The organism is Legionella sp. (assembly GCF_965140895.1).
In the GTDB taxonomy this organism is placed as follows: domain Bacteria; phylum Pseudomonadota; class Gammaproteobacteria; order Legionellales; family Legionellaceae; genus Legionella.
The window spans coordinates 1-17,458 of the sequence record NZ_CBCSKT010000095.1 but is presented as its reverse complement, the minus strand read 5'-3'; the positions used below and the strand labels follow the sequence as shown (position 1 = coordinate 17,458).

Below are 17,458 nucleotides of genomic sequence, written 5' to 3'. Positions count from 1 at the left end.
GTTAAATAATAGAATCTATAGGAGTAATGAACCGAAGAAGTTAGTCTAAATAAACGCTTAATATAATTTAAAAGCGTTTTTTAAACTTTTATTCATTTGGTGGATGGTGTCCTAAGGGTAGGATAGATGAGCTTGGGATAATTCCTAATAAATATGACCAATTAGCCGAACATCAAATCGACATTAGTAATGACAAAGAAAATTATGATGCCAGAACAAAACTGAATATTCGTGATTCTGATGGCACTTTAATTATTCTCCCCACCCTCCCATTACCAGAAAAAATTAAAGATGGAACCCTGTTAACTATTAAGTATGTTGCATCTCAAAAGAAGCCATACCTTATTATTAACTTGCCATATTCAATTAAAAATAATATCTCTAAGTCGATTGATTGGGCTAAAGAAAATAAGATTCGTATACTTAATGTTGCTGGCCCACAGGAATCAAGCTGTGAGGGTATCTATGAAGCAAGCTTCGATCCCGTATTACGCTACGCTAATACGGGCTACTGTTCTTATGCAATCGACTTATACAAAACATAAGCCACACACGCAGTTAGCTTTTCCACCATATCTAAATGTAAAAACTCATTAGGGCCATGGGCATTAGAATGTGGGCCTAGTACTCCGGTAATCATAAACTGAGCATCAGGGAATTTTTCACCCAACATCCCCATGAACGGAATAGTACCACCCTCTCCCATATAGGCCGCAGGTTTGCCGTAGTAAGTTTGTGAGGCATCATCTGCTGCTGTCTCCAACCAAGGGGATAGTTTAGGTGCATTCCAGCCTTGAGAGCCATCATCTATGGAAAAATGAATCTTCGCATTGTATGGAGGATCTTGGGTTAATGTTTCGTGAATTGTTGTGGCTGCAATTTTGGGATTCACTAAAGGTGGTAGGCGCATTGATAATTTTAATGCGGTTAATGGACGCATCACATTGCCTGCATTGGCAATGGCTGGAAAACCATCTGCTCCAGTGACGGTTAATGCCGGGCGCCAGGTACGATTTAAAATCAGTTCCTGTCTATCTGGAACAACAGGCTCTACCCCATCATGCCAAGGAAACTGATCATAAACATGATTGCCTAAAGCCTCTGCACAATGATGTGCTTGTTTTACGCGCTCCTCGGGAATATCACAATGCAGTTGTGACAACTTAATCGCACCCGTTGTTTCATCTTCCAGACGATTAATTAATTGGCGAGCAACTCTAAAACTATCGGCTACAATACCACTGGCACTACCTGAGTGAACACCTTCACTGATTAACTCGACAGATAACTCCCCTACGACATTTCCACGTAGAGAAGTAGTCATCCATAACTGCTCGTAGTTACCTGCTCCAGAATCAAGGCAAATCACTAATTTGGGCTGACCAATGCGTTCCTTCAATAATTCGATGTAATAAGGCAAATCATAACTGCCACTTTCTTCACAAGCCTCGATAATCAAAACGCAACGAGGGAACGGAAGACCCTGCTTCTCCAAAGCACGAATTGCGGTTAAAGAAGCATAAGCGGAATAGCCATCATCAGCCGCACCCCGACCATACAGACGCCCATCTTTGAGCACCGGCTTCCACGGATGTAAATCTTCATGCCATCCCGCCATTTCTGGTTGTTTATCTAAATGACCGTACATTAATACGGTTTCATTGATTTGCCCGGGAATTTCCATAAAAATCAGTGGCGTACGCCCTTCTAAGCGCAGAACCTCTAATTGCATACCTTGGGGAGCATGTGCCTTACACCAGTCAGCAATATGGTCTACTGCCTGATCCATCAATCCATGTTCTTTCCATTTCGCATCAAAATGGGGTGACTTGTTTGGAATTTTTATGTACTCACATAAACTGGGAATAATCTCTTCCTGCCATTGCTGACGAATAAAATCATACAGCGCTTGGGGATTGAACATGTATTTGCTCCTCAATAATAACCACAATCTGTTCCGTAGCTGATTTGATTTTTAATGCGTTAATTTTATTAAAAATCTCATCCTTGTTTTTTTCGAGATCACGCAGAGCGAGTACTAAGGTCTCTGCATTCAAGGAGCGGTCATCAATGACAAAACTAATACCCAATCCTTGAAAATACTTGGCATTTTGAATTTGGTCACCGCGACTGACCTGCGCTGATAAAGGAATTAAAATATGGGGCTTGCCTAAAGCCAATAATTCATACAGTGAGTTTGCGCCAGCTCGGGAAACAACCACTGATGCGGCAGCAAATAAATCGGCTAATTCCTCATTTGCATATTCAAATTGTTTGTAGGCGACAACATCCTTCAACGCAGCATCCATTTTTCCTTTACCGCAAAGATGAATTACTTGATAGTGCGGGGTTAACTGGGACAAGGCCTCACGGATACTACGATTGATAGAGCCTGCGCCTAGACTGCCACCAATAGCTAAAAGGCAGGGCTTTTCCGTATTAAATCCACATAATGCCAACCCTGAAGCAGCATTTCCAGAAAATAATTGCTCACGAATGGGTGTTCCCGTTACTTCTATTTTGTCCTGGTTTTTAAAATGCTTTTTGCCAGCATCAAAGGTAAGACAGATTTTATTCACAAAAGGGAAACATAAGCGATTCGCAAGCCCTGGACTCATATCCGATTCATGAGCAACTACAGGAATACGGTTTAACCAGGCCCCTACTACCACTGGAAAAGCAACAAAACCACCTTTTGAAAATACCACATCGGGCTTTAACTTAGCGAGTAATGAAAATGCTTGAAAAATACCTAAAACGATTTTAAATGGATCCAATAAGTTCTTAACGCTTAAGTAACGTCGCAATTTACCGCTTTTCACTGAATAAAATGGAATACCAAGCGGCTTGATCATTTCATTCTCAATTCCCTCAGCAGAACCAACATAAGCGATATCCCACCCCCTATGACGAAACTCTTGAATCAATGCAATATTAGGCGCTACATGGCCTGCAGTTCCGCCCCCGGTAAAAACGATACTTGGCATCATAATATTTCCCTAATCAACAAGCTTAAATCAATCGCCTGGATGGATTTAGTAATTGCTCCAACAGAAATGAAATCTACTCCTGAAGCTGCTATTTTGGCAATATTTTCAAGAGTAACTCCTCCAGAGGCCTCTAGAGTACATTGGTTAGATTGATTGATACGTACAGCCTCAGCCAGCATTTCCAAACTGAAATTATCGAGCAATATTCGGTCCGGTTTTGCATCCAGCGCCTCTCGTAATTCATCTAAAGTTTCAACCTCGGTCTCTACTAGAATATTATTTTGAGTCTGTCTTGCCAAGGCAATTGCTTTAGCTACTGAACCACATGCCTTGATATGATTCTCCTTAATCAAAAAAGCATCATAAAGCCCCATACGGTGATTTACCCCACCCCCGCAAGTCACCGCATATTTTTGCGCCACGCGTAATCCGGGTAAGGTCTTGCGCGTATCCAATAAATGCGTCTGAGTCCCTTTTAGCTGTTCCACATAATGGTATGTTTGCGTAGCAGTGGCGGATAGAGTTTGTAAGAAATTCAACGCAGTACGCTCCGCAGTTAACATGCTGCGTGCTGGTCCAGAAATACGACATAAGATAGTCGGCTTTGCTAACCAGGTTCCTTCAGTGACCTGCCAATCAAGCTTAATGTTCTTATCAATCTGGCTAAATACTTCATTAACCCAAGGTTGGCCGCAAATTAACATTGGCTCTCGCGAAATAATTTCGGCTTCGGCCATTAAGTGTTCTGGTAATAAGGCCGCAGTAACATCCCCAGTTCCAACATCCTCTTGCAACGCATGAGTTACATCAATCTGTACTTGTAACAAGTGTTTATTCATTTACAGTGCCTTTTTTTTCCTGCATTACAAAACGTGCTTTTAATAATGGAGGAGCAATAAAAGTAGTGATCATAACCATTAAAACAACCGCTGAAAACAAATCATCAGAAATTACCCCTAAAGTTCGTCCAATCGAAGCAAAAACCAATCCTACCTCACCTCGTGGCAGCATCCCAATACCAATTAGTAATCGATCGCCTTTAGCATTAGCACCAAAGCCACTCACCAATTTGCCAATAACTGCGGCAATAATTAAGCCGAAAGCGAGAATAATCACATTCCAATGGAAAAAGCTTTCCAATTTGACCTGAATACCAATCAAGATGAAAAACATCGGGGCTAATATGGTTTCTAAGGGGGATAATAAATGATAAATGGTACGATGAACCATCTCTTTAGTATTCGTTTCCAGCGATTTAAAATAATCATCATGCAAGATAACACCCGCCGTAAAGGCACCAATAATCGTTGCCAACTGGATAAATGAAGCAAACCAAGAAAGCAGCATGATGAATAAAAATGAAATAAATAACTTAGCTTCCCATGGCTCTAAAAAACGGAAAAAATGAATGGACCTGCGTAGAATGAAAGGCCCTAAAAGTATGGCGCTGATAAAAAAGACAATGGAAGCCATAACAATACGTAGCACCACCATAAAATCAACAGCCCCGCCAATTACTACTGAGCTAACTACCGCTAAAATGATTAACCCCAAAACGTCATCCAGCATCGCTGCGCCAAGAATGGTTCGTGCTTCTCGGGTGCGTAATTTTTTCATCTCAGCCAGAACTCGAGCGGTAATCCCAACGCTGGTGGCACTTAAGGTGGCCCCAATAAATAAATCAGCTTGAAAAGAAGCTTCCGGCATTAATAAATAAGCAACTCCAAATCCAAGAATCATTGGCACAATCACACCAATAAGAGCAACAAGTAATGAATCACGTCCCGTATGCTTTAATTCTTGAATAGAACTTTCCAAACCCACCATGAATAAGAGGAAAATAACGCCATAGCGTGAAAAAATATCCACGACATAGGCAATTTTAAGGTAATCAGTGCCGCGAGGACTAGCTAACGCAGTAATGATTTGTTGAGCATGTTCAGGATCAGAAATAATCTGTGTTACCGCGGTATTTAAGGGAACGCCTTTTAAGAACTCGCGGACAATATCAAAAGTCGCAGCCCCTTCCCGTAATAAAATAATTAATTGAACGCCATAAAAGTAAAACAGGTTACCAATCAACACCCCCATGAGTAGTTCGCCCAGCACACTAGGCTGATTTAAGCGTCTGGCGATATATCGTCCAAGAATGGCAAAAAAAAATATTGTGGTGACGCCAAGTAATACAAAGGTTATGGGATCGGCTTGTTCTGCTGGAGATGCGGATGCAAAGGCCACAATGGGACTTAATCCAGCTAAGAGTAACCACCATTTACGATGCTGCATTAAACTAAACCTCTCTGATAAATATAGGCATGGTGCTAATTGATGTTGTCTATGTTGCGACTTGGACGTTGTGTTCGTCAAGCTGAACGCTTAATCCCTCTCTCGCACCGTCAATGAGCCATATTTCCACTTGGCTTATTGGAAGGGCGAATTACCGCGGCCAAGCCGCAGTAATTCGAAAGAAGTGTTTATCAGGAGAAAACGGGAAGAAAGCCCCGCCACATGATCTGATATCTATTTCTGCTTAGCTAAAAACAAGCAAGTTTCCAATACAGAATCAGGATTTAATGAAACACTTTCAATCCCTTCATTCATCAGCCATTGAGCAAAATCCTGATGATCTGAAGGACCCTGACCACAGATACCAATATACTTACCTGCTGCTTTACAGGTTGAAATCGCCATATGTAACAAAGCTTTAACCGCATCATTGCGCTCATCAAATTGAGCAGCGACCAATCCAGAATCTCTATCTAAGCCCAAAGTTAACTGTGTCAAATCATTAGAGCCGATTGAAAAACCATCAAAATACTCTAAAAACTCTTTAGCTAACAAGGCATTGGAAGGAACCTCACACATCATGATCACTCTTAATCCATGCTTGCCCCGCTCTAAGCCATTTTGCTTTAATACGTCAATAACATTAGCGGCTTCAAACACAGTTCTCACAAATGGAATCATCACTTCAACGTTAGTTAAGCCCATTTCCTCACGTACACGGCGCACAGCTTTACATTCTAAAGCAAAACAATCCGCAAACTCTGGAGAAACATAGCGTGATGCACCTCTAAAACCTAGCATTGGATTTTCTTCATGAGGTTCGTACAATGAGCCACCGGTAAGGTTTGCATACTCATTGGATTTAAAATCAGACAAGCGAACAATTACTGGTTTGGGATAAAAAGCCGATGCAATGGTTGCAATACCCTCTTTTAAACGCTCAATATAATATTCAACCGGAGAGCCATAAGCTGCTGTTTTTTCACTAATAAACTGCTTCAACTCGTTATCTTGCAAACGGTCAAAGTCCAGCAATGCGCGTGGATGAATGCCAATGGTATTGGAAATCAAAAACTCTAACCGCGCTAAACCAACCCCCGAATTAGGAATCGATTGGAACGTAAATGCACGCTCAGGATTACCTACGTTTAACATCACCTTCATAGGTAATTCAGGCATAGTTTCTACATCAAGCTGTATTCGCTCAAACGGTAGTATGCCTTCATAAACAAACCCTGTATCGCCTTCAGCACAACTTACAGTGACTTCATCCCCATCGCGAATTGTTTTGGTTGCATCACCACAACCAACAACGGCAGGAATACCTAGCTCACGCGCAATAATTGCGGCATGACAGGTTCTCCCCCCACGATTAGTAACAATCGCTGAGGCTCGTTTCATTACGGGTTCCCAATCGGGATCGGTCATATCAGAAACAAGAACATCACCTGGTTGTACGCGATCCATTTCACTAACATCGCGAATAATACGTGCCTTACCTTGGCCAATACGCTGTCCAATACTGCGCCCTTCCGTTAATACCTCGCCCTGCTTTTGCAGTGTATAACGTTCGAGTATTTGCTTATTGTCACGACTTTTAACTGTTTCCGGGCGTGCTTGTAAAATATAGAGCTTGCCATTGGTTCCATCTTTTGCCCATTCAATATCCATGGGACGCCCGTAATGTTTCTCAATAATCATGGCCTGACGTGCCAAACTTTCTATTTCCGCAGGCGTTAAAGAGAATAACAGGTGCTCTTTAGCATCAACATCAACGATTTTAACGCGGCGAGCTTGGCTTGGGTCATCGCAGTAAACCATTTTCAGTGCTTTACTGCCTAGATTTTTACGAATAATGGCAGGTTTACCTGCTTGTAAACCTGGTTTATGAACATAAAACTCATCTGGGTTTACCGCACCCTGGACGACCATTTCACCTAATCCATAAGATGAAGTGATGAATACGACTTGATCAAAACCAGATTCCGTATCTATAGTAAACATCACACCACTCACCGCTAAATCGCTGCGCACCATTTGCTGAATACCAGCAGATAAAGCAACATCATGGTGTTCAAACTCATGGTGGGTTCGATAGGCTATAGCCCTATCATTAAACAGTGAAGCAAAAACAAGCTTGATGGATTGCAAAATAGCATCAATGCCTTTAACGTTTAAATAAGTTTCTTGCTGACCCGCAAATGAAGCATCAGGTAAATCTTCTGCTGTAGCTGAAGAGCGAACGGCAACGCTAAAATCATCATGGCCAATCGCTTGCGACATCTTTTGATAAGCAGTATGTACTTCCTTTTCAAACTCGGGGGTAAATGGCGTGTTAATCACCATTTCTCTAATTTCTCGACCAACAGTAGCTAATTGATGTACGTCATCCGTATTGAGTGTGGATAATTTTTCATAAATTTTCTTATCCAGTCCATCTTGGGATAAGAATTCTTTAAATGAATCGGCTGTAGTTGCAAACCCACCCGGAACCGCAACGCCAACTGAAGACAAATGGCTAATCATTTCACCAAGTGACGCATTTTTACCACCAACCTGCTCTAAATCACGCATGCCAAGCTGGGCTAAATCGATAATGTGTGTTTTGACTGCCATATAACTACCCCATATCCATAAAGTGAAAACCATTCTACTGAAATTATGACGCTATTGGAATGAGAACTTTCTGGCAATTAGGTAAAGCCTAATCGCCATCAATTTCACAACATTTTCGTTAGTGCTCTAACTTACAACATGCAGTAATCGCATCAGAAAATTCCCGATAAAAATTAGTTTCGCCAATTAAGTCAATGATCCCGCCATGGCGTAATTTTCCTTCAACTCGATCATTAGCACCACTTAAAATCACTTGTACTTTGCGTTGATGTAAATCTTTAATAATTTCTTCTAAAGTCTGCAATCCAGTGCTATCCATGAAAGGAACCCAACGCAGCCGAATAATTAAAACCTTCGGATCGGTATGAGTCACCGCCATGGAATGTTGGAACATTTCGGCGGCAGCAAAGAAAAATGGCCCATCTACCGCATAAACCAATACACCTTGAGGCAAATTATCGATATTCCGCTGCGCTAATTCAGTGACCAAGTCATTATCGGTCATTTGTTGCACTTCTACACTGGAAGCCATTCGTCGAATAAAGTGTAATACAGCGATAATCACACCTATGTTTACAGCAACGACTAAATCCACAAATACAGTAAGGAAAAAAGTCACCAATAAAATGACAATATCAGCACTAGGCGCACGCTGAACTATTTTAATAAAATGCTTCACTTCACTCATATTCCATGCCACTACAAATAATACAGCAGCGAGCGCAGTGAGGGGGATATTCACCGCTAAAGGCGCTAAAAAGAGTACGATTAAAATCAAGGTAAAGACATGAACAATTCCTGCTAAGGGACTATTCGCACCATTACGAATGTTTGTTGCCGTACGGGCAATGGCTCCCGTTGCAGCAAAACCACCAAATAATGGAGCAAAAATATTCGCGATTCCTTGCCCAATCAATTCACGGTTTGAATTATGTTTTGTTCCTGCCATGCCATCAGCAACTACAGCTGATAGCAAGGACTCAATAGCACCAAGCATTGCAATAGTAAATGCTGGCCCAATCAGCTCAATAACGCGGTCAACCGTAATCTCTGGTATTTCAAAACTAGGTAGGCCTTGAGGAATTCCACCAAACATGGAACCAATGGTTGCCACCCCCTGAAAATGAAATATTGACTGCAAGGCAGTAACCACTAAAAGAGCAATTAAAGGCCCGGGAATACGTTTTAAGCCTGGCGTTTTATTGGAAAAAATAACCAGGAATAAAGCAAGAAACCCTAGTGCTGTGGTAGTGAGATGCAATTGTGGAAATGAATGCAGCAGGTGCCACAATTTTTCATGAAAATGCCCGCTTCCTCCAGAAGAAAAACCAAAAAAATAATGCCACTGCCCTACCCAAATCACCACAGCAATACCTGCGGTAAAGCCGACGATTACCGGATGGGGTATAAATTTAATGACCCCCCCTAAGCGAGCCAGGCCAAAAAATAACAAAATAAAACCAGCAATCAAAGTTGAAATCTGTAAACCAGAAATTCCATATTTTGCGGTAATTCCTGAGAGAACAACAATAAAGGCTCCTGTAGGTCCTGCAATCTGTAAACGGCTACCGCCCATGATGGAAACAATTAACCCAGCAACAATTGCGGTATATAACCCTTGCTCCGGTTTTGCGCCAGATGCAATTGCGAATGCCATAGCTAGAGGTAAAGCCACAACCCCAACAATCAAACCTGAAATTATGTTTTGTAGCCAATACTTCCGATGAAATAAGCCTTCCTGATAAGATTCAATAATAGTTTTCATAACAATGAGATAAGTCTAAGTTAAAATTGCCGACATTATAATCACACAAGTAAGAAAAATGGCAGATTATCCCCAAGATTTCTGTCTAAAACAGACTATTTCAATGCCTAAGAAAAAAGAAAATATGATCTAAGTATATATAAATAATCTTTATGCGCAATTTTTAAACACAAAAACATTTTATATAGATAATTTGAGCCTCTAGAATTCACATATTGCCTCGCATCTAATATCATATGTGCTTTCTTATCAGGGGCAAGCTACTTATGACTCTAACTCCTTTAAACGCCATCTCCCCTATAGACGGCCGCTACCTTAACAAAACCAGGGCTTTGAGTCCCTATTTTAGCGAGTTTGCCTTAATCTATTACCGATTAATGGTTGAAATTCGCTGGTTTGAATCTTTAGCAGCCAATGACTCGATTCCTGAAGTACCCAAGTTGAATCCAGAAACTAAGGATTACCTCAATCAAATCATTGCTAATTTTGATGAAGCCGAAGCACAAAAAGTCAAAGACTTTGAACGTCAAACAAACCATGATGTGAAGGCTGTTGAATATTACCTCAAAGAAAAATTCCTGAATAATGAGCATTTGAAAAACATAACCGCGTTTATTCATTTTGCCAGCACCTCAGAAGACATCAACAACCTGGCTTATGCCTTAATGGTAAAACAGGCGATCGCTCAAGTGATCCAACCCACCCTGGCAGAAATCATGGGCGGTATTACGCTGCTGGGCAAACAACATGGTGATATTCCCATGTTGGCAAGAACACATGGTCAACCAGCTACGCCAACAACGATGGGTAAAGAGTTGGTAAATTTTGTAGCCCGTCTGAAAAGACCTCAACAGCAATTAGCTGAAGTGTTAATTCCAGGTAAATTCAATGGTGCAGTGGGTAACTACAATGCCCATATCGTGGCCTATCCAGAAGTAGACTGGCGCAAGCATTGCTCTAATTTTGTGACGTCATTAGGTCTGTCGTTCAATGCCTATACCACCCAGATTGAACCTCACGATGGTTTAGCTGAAGTATCACAAATTATGGTACGCATTAATAACATCCTTCTGGATTACACCCAAGACATATGGAGTTATATTTCTTTAGGCTATTTTAAGCAAAAAACCGTAGCTGAAGAAGTTGGCTCATCAACCATGCCTCATAAAGTAAATCCAATTGATTTTGAAAATGCTGAAGGCAACTTAGGTTTAGCTAATGCGCTATTAATACACTTTGCGAACAAACTAACCCAATCTCGATTACAGCGCGATTTGTCAGACTCTACTGTGCTGCGTAATATTGGGATGGCATTTTCTTACAGTTTAATTGCTTATATTTCCGTTGTTAAAGGTAACGATAAACTGCAAATTAATAAACGCGCACTGCAAGATGATTTAAAAACAAACTGGGAAGTCTTGGCAGAACCCATCCAAACCATGATGCGTCGTTATAATGTTCCAGATGCCTATGAGCAACTAAAAGCATTAACTCGCGGCCAAGGAATTGATGGGGATAGTTTGCAGCAATTTATCCAAACCTTATCAATACCCGAAGAAGCTAAAGAACAACTAGCGAAGCTAACTCCTGAAAATTATATTGGTTTAGCAGCACAACTTGTTAAGGCGTTTTCATGACAAGAACTTTATCGCAACAAGGGCAAATGTTTGAATTCGATGTTCTTGTTATCGGTACAGGATTAGCGGGGTTACAATACTGCCTGCAATTACTAAGTATGCAACCTCGTGTAAAGATTGCACTGATTAGTAAAGCTGAAGCAATTGAGTGTAACAGCCGCTATGCTCAGGGAGGGATTGCCGCTGCTTTTTCAGCAGAAGACTCTTTGGAATCACATATTTCAGATACCTTAATTGCTGGTGATGGTTTATGTTACCCGCCAGCAGTAGAGTTTATTATTCGCCAGGGTCCAGAAACAATTAACCAACTGAATCAGTATTCAGTGCATTTTAAAAAAGATGCGAATGGCCAATTTAACCTTGCCCAAGAAGGCGGACACTCCCATCGTCGTATTTTCAATTGCGGTGATCAAACGGGTTTATCAATTACCCAAAAGATGAATCAGTTAGCGCGTCAGCATGAGCAAATTCACTTCTTTGAACATCATGTCGCAGTGAACTTAATTACTCAGTACCATCCGCATCGGACAGATACTCAAGGTGAAGTGCTTGGCGCCTACATTTTAGATTGTAACAATAATCTCATTCATACCTTTTTAGCCAATAGCGTGATTTTAGCTACTGGTGGCGCGGGTAAAACCTATCGATATACAACAAACCCCATGGTAGCAACGGGTGATGGCGTTGCCATGGCATACCGAGCTGGTGCTCGGATTGGCAATATGGAATTTTATCAATTCCACCCAACCCTTTTACACCATCATTCACTGAATAACTTTTTGATTTCTGAGGCCGTGCGTGGCGAAGGCGCCATTCTTAAAAATGCGGAAACCGGCGCACGCTTTATGCAAAACTATGCGCCACAACAAATGGAACTGGCAACCCGCGATGTAGTCGCTCGCGCTATTTTTAGTGAAATTGAACGCAGCCAAAGCGGTTATGTTTATTTGGATATTACTCATCAACCTAAAAGTTTCCTGGAAAAACGTTTTCCCCAGATTTATACCACACTCATGTCTATTGGCATTGATATGAGTCAGGACATGATCCCAGTAGTACCTGCAGCGCATTATCAATGTGGCGGCGTGCTTACGGACATTGATGGGCGGACCGACTTAAAACGATTATATGCTATTGGTGAAGTTGCTTTCACCGGCTTGCATGGAGCCAATCGCCTGGCAAGCAATTCCTTATTGGAAGCCTTGGTTATGGGTTCTAATGCGGCACGTTGCACGCTAAAAGATATTTCCTCTCCTTGGAAATATACTGCTCACATCCCTAATTGGAATTCACCTGGCGAGGTAAATACCCGACGCGCAAGCCAAATCAATGCTCAATGGCGCGGTTTGCGTGGGGAAATGACATCCTATGCTGGCATAGTGCGTACTGAAGCAGGCCTGCAAGATGTACTACAATTAATAATGAATCGTAAAAAAGTAATCGAAGAATATTACTGGAAGCATTGCATTACCCGAGATTTTATTGAACTAAGAAACATTATTCTCAATGCCGAATTAATTGTTCGCGCAGCCTTATCACGCAGAGAGTCACGTGGCGGCCATTACCGAGAAGATTATCCAGATAAAAAAACTCAGGCACAAGAAAGCATTGCTAAAATGGGATTGATGGATATTGCAGAATAAGCGGTAGCTTGAATAGAGGTATTGAGAGTCCTCTACTTTTTCTCAATGAACAGGCTACATACACAACCCAACAAAATAATAGCAAGAGTCGATAGAGGCAAAATAAAGATGTTTAAGAATTCAACTGTTTATACTCCTGAAACTACCTTAATGCGTATCAGCAATGACATGAGTATTTGCCAAAGTGATTACCCTATAGATTGGTACCAGGAAGAATTTATTCCCTATGCTGAAGAATATCAGGCACTCCCCGACCGTAAGCTAACCACGGTACTGGAGTGGATGACTCCTTACATGAAAAAAGCCCAAGATCATTTTGGCGATAAATTACTATTGCTCGCGCACTACTACATGGGTGGTGATATTGTTCGCTTGGTAGAACAATTTGGTGGGGTTATCGGTGATTCATATCAACTTGCCTTAATGGCTGCCCAACGCCCAGAAAAATCCGTAATTATTGAATCAGCCGTACACTTCATGGCGGAATCAATCAGCATTCTCGCCAACAGCCACCAACAGGTTTATATTACCAACCCAAAATCAGGCTGTACCATGGAAATGCTTGCGAAAGACTTTATGGTTGAACCGGCATTTCTTGATTTAAATGAACGCTATGGCGCAGAAAATATTTTGCCTGTTTGCTACATGAATACATCTGGGCGTGTTAAGGCAATGACGGGTGCTCAAGGTGGCGCGGTATGCACCAGCTCCAACGTGAAAAAAATATTCCAATGGGCACAAAAACAAAATAAGAAAATACTCTTTATTCCCGATCAGCACATGGGTGAAAACGTTGCCTATTGGCTTGGCATCAAAAACCTGGCCTACTGGCCTGGGGGAACAGCCGGAGCACAGTACTCATTGGCCGCCCAAGACAGCAAAACCTTAAAACAATTTGATGATTCAGAATTAATTCTGTTTGCCAGCCAATGCGCGGTACATACCCACTACCAACCAGAAATGTGTGAGTATTGGCACAGCAAATCCTACACCACTATTGTGCATCCCGAGTGCCGCAACTCCGTAATCCGCGTAGCCCAACACTCAGGGTCTACTGCATTTATTTGGGATTATGTAGTGAATGATCGCGCCAAGACTAAACGCTATGCCATTGGCACTGAAAACCACATGGTAGAAAATCTAAAACAGCATTGCAAAGATTTAGGGATTGAAGTAGTCAATTTAGCCGAAGCACCAAAAGCTGATGATGAAAAAGGAATAGGCTGTGGTTGTGCCACTATGTCACGCAATGACCCACCGCATTTAATCGCCTTAGTCGATTTACTAAGACAAGGAAAAACAATGTCGTACAATGAAGTAAACGCAGGTGATGTTGTAAATGAATTTACCGGCACCCGCAACCGTTTGCCAGTAAATGATCAACAATGGGTTATTGATAATGCGAAAAAATCATTACAAATGATGATCGATATTACCGAGGACAGAATTTAATCCTTTGACCTTCCCGTATTACGACTCCGTCGAATACGGGCTACAATACTAGTGGGTGTTTTGGAGAAGGAATGCTGTAACAGCTTGATGGGTTTCGTCTCGCCAACTAACTATTGGCTCAATGATTTTTTTCGCCAGCTTCCCTTCTCGCTGTAAAAATTGAAAGGTATCAATAAAAGCCAGGGCAGCTTGATCGTTTACCTGCACATTAATTTCCACTAAATTTTTCCCATGTACTTTTAATGCTTCAGCCGCAGTAATCGCAAAAGAACTTTTGAAATTAACTTCATCAATGGATGCCTTAATGGATAAAGAGCGAACGCTCTCTCCTTCTGGCGCATCGAGTCGTTTAATAAAACGGGGGACTAACTCTTGATATTTTAAGCTTGTATTCGCGGGGCCTAAGGTCAATTGTAACGCATGCAAACGCTTTTCCTTGGCAACTTCCAAAACCTCTGTAATCGCGTTATCTGTCAATTGAGAACTAAGCGTTTTACTATCCAAGAGTTTGACCTTCAAGGTATTATCAACAGAGCCAAGTAAATCTTCCAACATCAACCAATCAAACTTTTTATACTTATCCATCTGTAAAAAATGCTGTAATGCGGTGTCAACTCGTTGTTTTTCAATGAGCTGCGCAGTCCGTTGTTCCGCAATATATTCATTTTGCAATTGTTGCACGGTAAGTAAATGCTCTGGATAATCCCAATAAAGTCCCGTGCCATTGGTAATCACCAGTTTATTTGAATAACCATAGGCAAAATTAGTTTCAGCGCTCAAATAAGTACTATCTGGATTCAGTAAATGAGGCAAGGTGCGATTAAATCCATAAACACCATCAGCCTCAGCCACAACAGCTAATTGCTGCAGGTTATTCGGATAAAGTGCCTTAATCTGTTGAAAGATATCACGCTGAATCACCTGATCATTAATAGAAACCGAAAAGGCTTTAATAAATAAAGTTTGAAATTGAAAGTTTTGTGCTACCAACCATTGATACGCATTTGAGTCATGGCCAAGCTGATGTTGCACGTAATAGATTGTTTTGAGAGTGCCCCCACAACGCCCTGCAATTTGATAGACGCCATCATTTAGTTTGGAAATTTGCAACAATTCCATACCACACAAAGTTCGTAAGCGAACTAATAATAAAGCCCCTATTCTGTTTTGAAAACGATCGGAATTAAAAGAGATATCCAGCCGATTAAAGGTTTGTAATATATCGGTGTAATCATAGCCATACCCCCAAAAGCCCATTCCCTGAGACAAATTAGGGATTTTTCCTAACTGCGATAAGTCGGCGAAATTTAGTTCTTCATTTGCAGAAAATAATGGATGTTCATCAATTAAAATAAATTCATTAACTTTGGGAAAAAGTAATATCGGGTGCACTACATCTGAACCGGAGCAAGGATATAAAAGCGGCCCCTGAGCATCAATTTTTGCCTCAGTTAACAATTGTTCCATCCCTGAATTGGCAAGTTGCTCATCTTTGCCTACGGTTAACTGATTGATATGTTGAATCAACAAAAGCCCTTCATCAGGGGTAGATGGCATAAATAAAACTCCCAAATAGCTTTTTAGAACTTTTTATAGTGGCTCTAAAAAATTTTAGCTGGGCACATTATATGACAGATCTGATCAAAAATAAATCTATTTGTTTATTTTAACACACACCGTTAAAACTCCGCGACAGAAAAATGACATTCATCAACGCTCAGGGTGCAAACGTATCCACCTAATGTTCTAATCCAACTATAATCCCCCAGAGCAGGAATTTTGGTAAGCGCCTGCAGCCAAATTGAATAATCGCCAAGAGAGTTTCTATAGGTACAAACGACACCCAGCCCATACTGAGCCACTAAAATATTCGCCCGCACAAAACGAGTCCCCTCTTCTCCTTGGGGAGGATGCTGCGAATAAGGATTAACAACCCAAGGAGCCGGCGGCTCCCCCCACTGCAATGAACTTGTTTCCGGATCAGGACAAGTCATCGCGCAACCAATCGAACTCCACATCATAAGTGCTAGTCCCGCAAAGAAATAATTGCTTTTCATCCTATACCTTAATTTATCTAATATTTTTTAGAATTATATACCAAAACCCATTGTGAGAATCTATTTCTTTGTTATAATGGCCGCTACAGTGCCTGGGTGGCGGAATTGGTAGACGCGCCGGATTCAAAATCCGGTGGTGGTGACACCGTGTGGGTTCGAGTCCCACCCTAGGTACCATATCTTTTTTTCCTTACATCTTTTTTCACAGGATAATCGAACGGAACTATCCCTATGGGTCACCGCCATCTTCGCCAATTCTCTTCCCCGTGACGGTGTTACCACTTGTTTTCAATAGCCTCTTTGAGGATTTCTGCTTTTAAGCGCTCTTCTGCATACCTCTTTTTAAGACGGTTATTTTCCGCTTCCAGTTCTTTGAAACGAGATATACGATGAGGTAAATCGCCTCTAAAGGCCTGGATTGCCACTCTATAACCCGCTCAGTAACAGCGTCAGTCACTTTGGATATGAGTGTGGAGGAAACATCTGCGTCATACATCTCTTTGAATAGTGATACAATTTCGCGTGTTGTCATTCCCTTGGCATAAAAACTCAGAATCTTGTCATCCATTGAGGTAAGACGGGTCTGATGTTTTTTGACTAGCTGAGGTTCAAAAGTCCCGTTTCGATCTCTTGGGGTTAATAGTTCAAATTCCCCATCTTCTGTTTTAAGCGTTTTAGAAGTATATCCGTTGCGACTATTAGTTGAATCATGCTTTTCATATCGGCTATATCCCAAATGCTCTTCGAGTTCAGCATTCAATGCTGCTTCAACTGTTATTTTGGATAGCATCCGGCCGAAATCATTTATACCCATCGCCATTGAAAGTACTGGAAATTTTTTCTGAAATGAATTAAAAGTATCGGCATTATGAGATTTCATCCACTGAATGCAGAGCAAAAAGAATATTTAGAGTTACGCCATCGTTATGAAGGTGATAAACGAGTTGCGGATCGCATAAAGGCCGTCTTATTGAAAAATGAGGGCTGGAAAAATAAAGCGATAGCGCAGGCT

General features: G+C 41.4%; 11 protein-coding genes, 1 tRNA gene and 3 pseudogenes. 5 read left to right on the top strand and 10 right to left on the bottom strand.

Annotation, left to right across the window (positions count from 1 at the left end):
• Nucleotides 1-104: 104 nt before the first annotated feature.
• Nucleotides 105-545 (top strand): annotated as a pseudogene (locus ACQY7T_RS10325) (YpsA SLOG family protein); the annotation flags it as partial.
• Here ACQY7T_RS10325 and ACQY7T_RS10320 read toward each other — a convergent pair.
• The 6 genes from ACQY7T_RS10320 to ACQY7T_RS10295 form a co-directional block, all read right to left on the bottom strand.
• The gene (locus ACQY7T_RS10320; protein ID WP_428413171.1) at nt 518-1,924 is read right to left on the bottom strand and encodes a M20 family metallopeptidase; all 1,407 of its coding nucleotides are present in this window, start codon (nt 1,922-1,924) and stop codon (nt 518-520) included. The pseudogene ACQY7T_RS10325 and the gene ACQY7T_RS10320 sit on opposite strands and share 28 nt — an antisense overlap.
• Nucleotides 1,899-2,990: an undecaprenyldiphospho-muramoylpentapeptide beta-N-acetylglucosaminyltransferase gene (locus ACQY7T_RS10315; protein WP_428413170.1), complete on the bottom strand. Its 1,092-nt coding sequence runs from the start codon at nt 2,988-2,990 to the stop codon at nt 1,899-1,901. The genes ACQY7T_RS10320 and ACQY7T_RS10315 overlap by 26 nt, the downstream gene beginning before the upstream one ends.
• Nucleotides 2,987-3,829 carry a carboxylating nicotinate-nucleotide diphosphorylase gene (gene nadC / locus ACQY7T_RS10310; protein WP_428413169.1) on the bottom strand — a complete coding sequence of 281 codons (843 nt, stop codon included), beginning with the start codon at nt 3,827-3,829 and terminating at the stop codon, nt 2,987-2,989. The genes ACQY7T_RS10315 and nadC overlap by 4 nt, the downstream gene beginning before the upstream one ends.
• Nucleotides 3,822-5,276, bottom strand: a complete 1,455-nt coding sequence (locus ACQY7T_RS10305; protein WP_428413168.1) for a cation:proton antiporter — start codon at nt 5,274-5,276, stop codon at nt 3,822-3,824. The genes nadC and ACQY7T_RS10305 overlap by 8 nt, the downstream gene beginning before the upstream one ends.
• 234 nt (nt 5,277-5,510) lie before the next feature.
• A complete protein-coding gene (ppsA, locus tag ACQY7T_RS10300; RefSeq protein WP_428413167.1) occupies nt 5,511-7,892 on the bottom strand; it encodes a phosphoenolpyruvate synthase in 2,382 nt (793 codons plus the stop codon).
• A gap of 118 nt (nt 7,893-8,010) precedes the next feature.
• A complete protein-coding gene (locus tag ACQY7T_RS10295) occupies nt 8,011-9,657 on the bottom strand; it encodes a SulP family inorganic anion transporter (protein WP_428413166.1) in 1,647 nt (548 codons plus the stop codon).
• A 266-nt stretch (nt 9,658-9,923) separates the two neighbouring features.
• Between ACQY7T_RS10295 and purB the strand changes: the two genes are divergently transcribed.
• The 3 genes from purB to nadA all read left to right on the top strand — a co-directional run bounded on the left by purB (nt 9,924) and on the right by nadA (nt 14,389).
• On the top strand, nt 9,924-11,294 hold the full coding sequence (gene purB, locus ACQY7T_RS10290; RefSeq protein WP_428413165.1) for an adenylosuccinate lyase: 1,371 nt from the start codon (nt 9,924-9,926) through the stop codon (nt 11,292-11,294).
• Nucleotides 11,291-12,937: an L-aspartate oxidase gene (nadB, locus tag ACQY7T_RS10285; RefSeq protein WP_428413164.1), complete on the top strand. Its 1,647-nt coding sequence runs from the start codon at nt 11,291-11,293 to the stop codon at nt 12,935-12,937. Before purB ends, nadB begins: the two co-directional genes overlap by 4 nt.
• Before the next feature lie 108 nt (nt 12,938-13,045).
• Nucleotides 13,046-14,389: a quinolinate synthase NadA gene (nadA, locus tag ACQY7T_RS10280; RefSeq protein WP_428413163.1), complete on the top strand. Its 1,344-nt coding sequence runs from the start codon at nt 13,046-13,048 to the stop codon at nt 14,387-14,389.
• Nucleotides 14,390-14,437: 48 nt separating this feature from the next.
• Here nadA and ACQY7T_RS10275 read toward each other — a convergent pair whose 3' ends face one another.
• Together ACQY7T_RS10275 and ACQY7T_RS10270 are read right to left on the bottom strand one after the other, a co-directional pair.
• Entirely contained in the window at nt 14,438-15,946 is a 1,509-nt protein-coding gene (locus ACQY7T_RS10275; protein ID WP_428413162.1) for a hypothetical protein, read from the bottom strand.
• A gap of 122 nt (nt 15,947-16,068) precedes the next feature.
• A complete protein-coding gene (locus ACQY7T_RS10270; protein ID WP_428413161.1) occupies nt 16,069-16,446 on the bottom strand; it encodes a DUF3757 domain-containing protein in 378 nt (125 codons plus the stop codon).
• A gap of 90 nt (nt 16,447-16,536) precedes the next feature.
• On the opposite strand from ACQY7T_RS10270, the gene ACQY7T_RS10265 reads away from it, so the two are divergent.
• Nucleotides 16,537-16,623 (top strand) — tRNA-Leu (locus tag ACQY7T_RS10265).
• Between the two features lie 27 nt (nt 16,624-16,650).
• Here the strand turns inward: ACQY7T_RS10265 and ACQY7T_RS10260 are convergent.
• Together ACQY7T_RS10260 and ACQY7T_RS10255 are read right to left on the bottom strand one after the other, a co-directional pair.
• A pseudogene (locus ACQY7T_RS10260) lies at nt 16,651-16,832 on the bottom strand (IS3 family transposase); the annotation flags it as partial.
• Nucleotides 16,826-17,245, bottom strand: a pseudogene (locus ACQY7T_RS10255) (transposase); the annotation flags it as partial. The pseudogenes ACQY7T_RS10260 and ACQY7T_RS10255, both read right to left, overlap by 7 nt.
• Nucleotides 17,246-17,458: the final 213 nt, after the last annotated feature.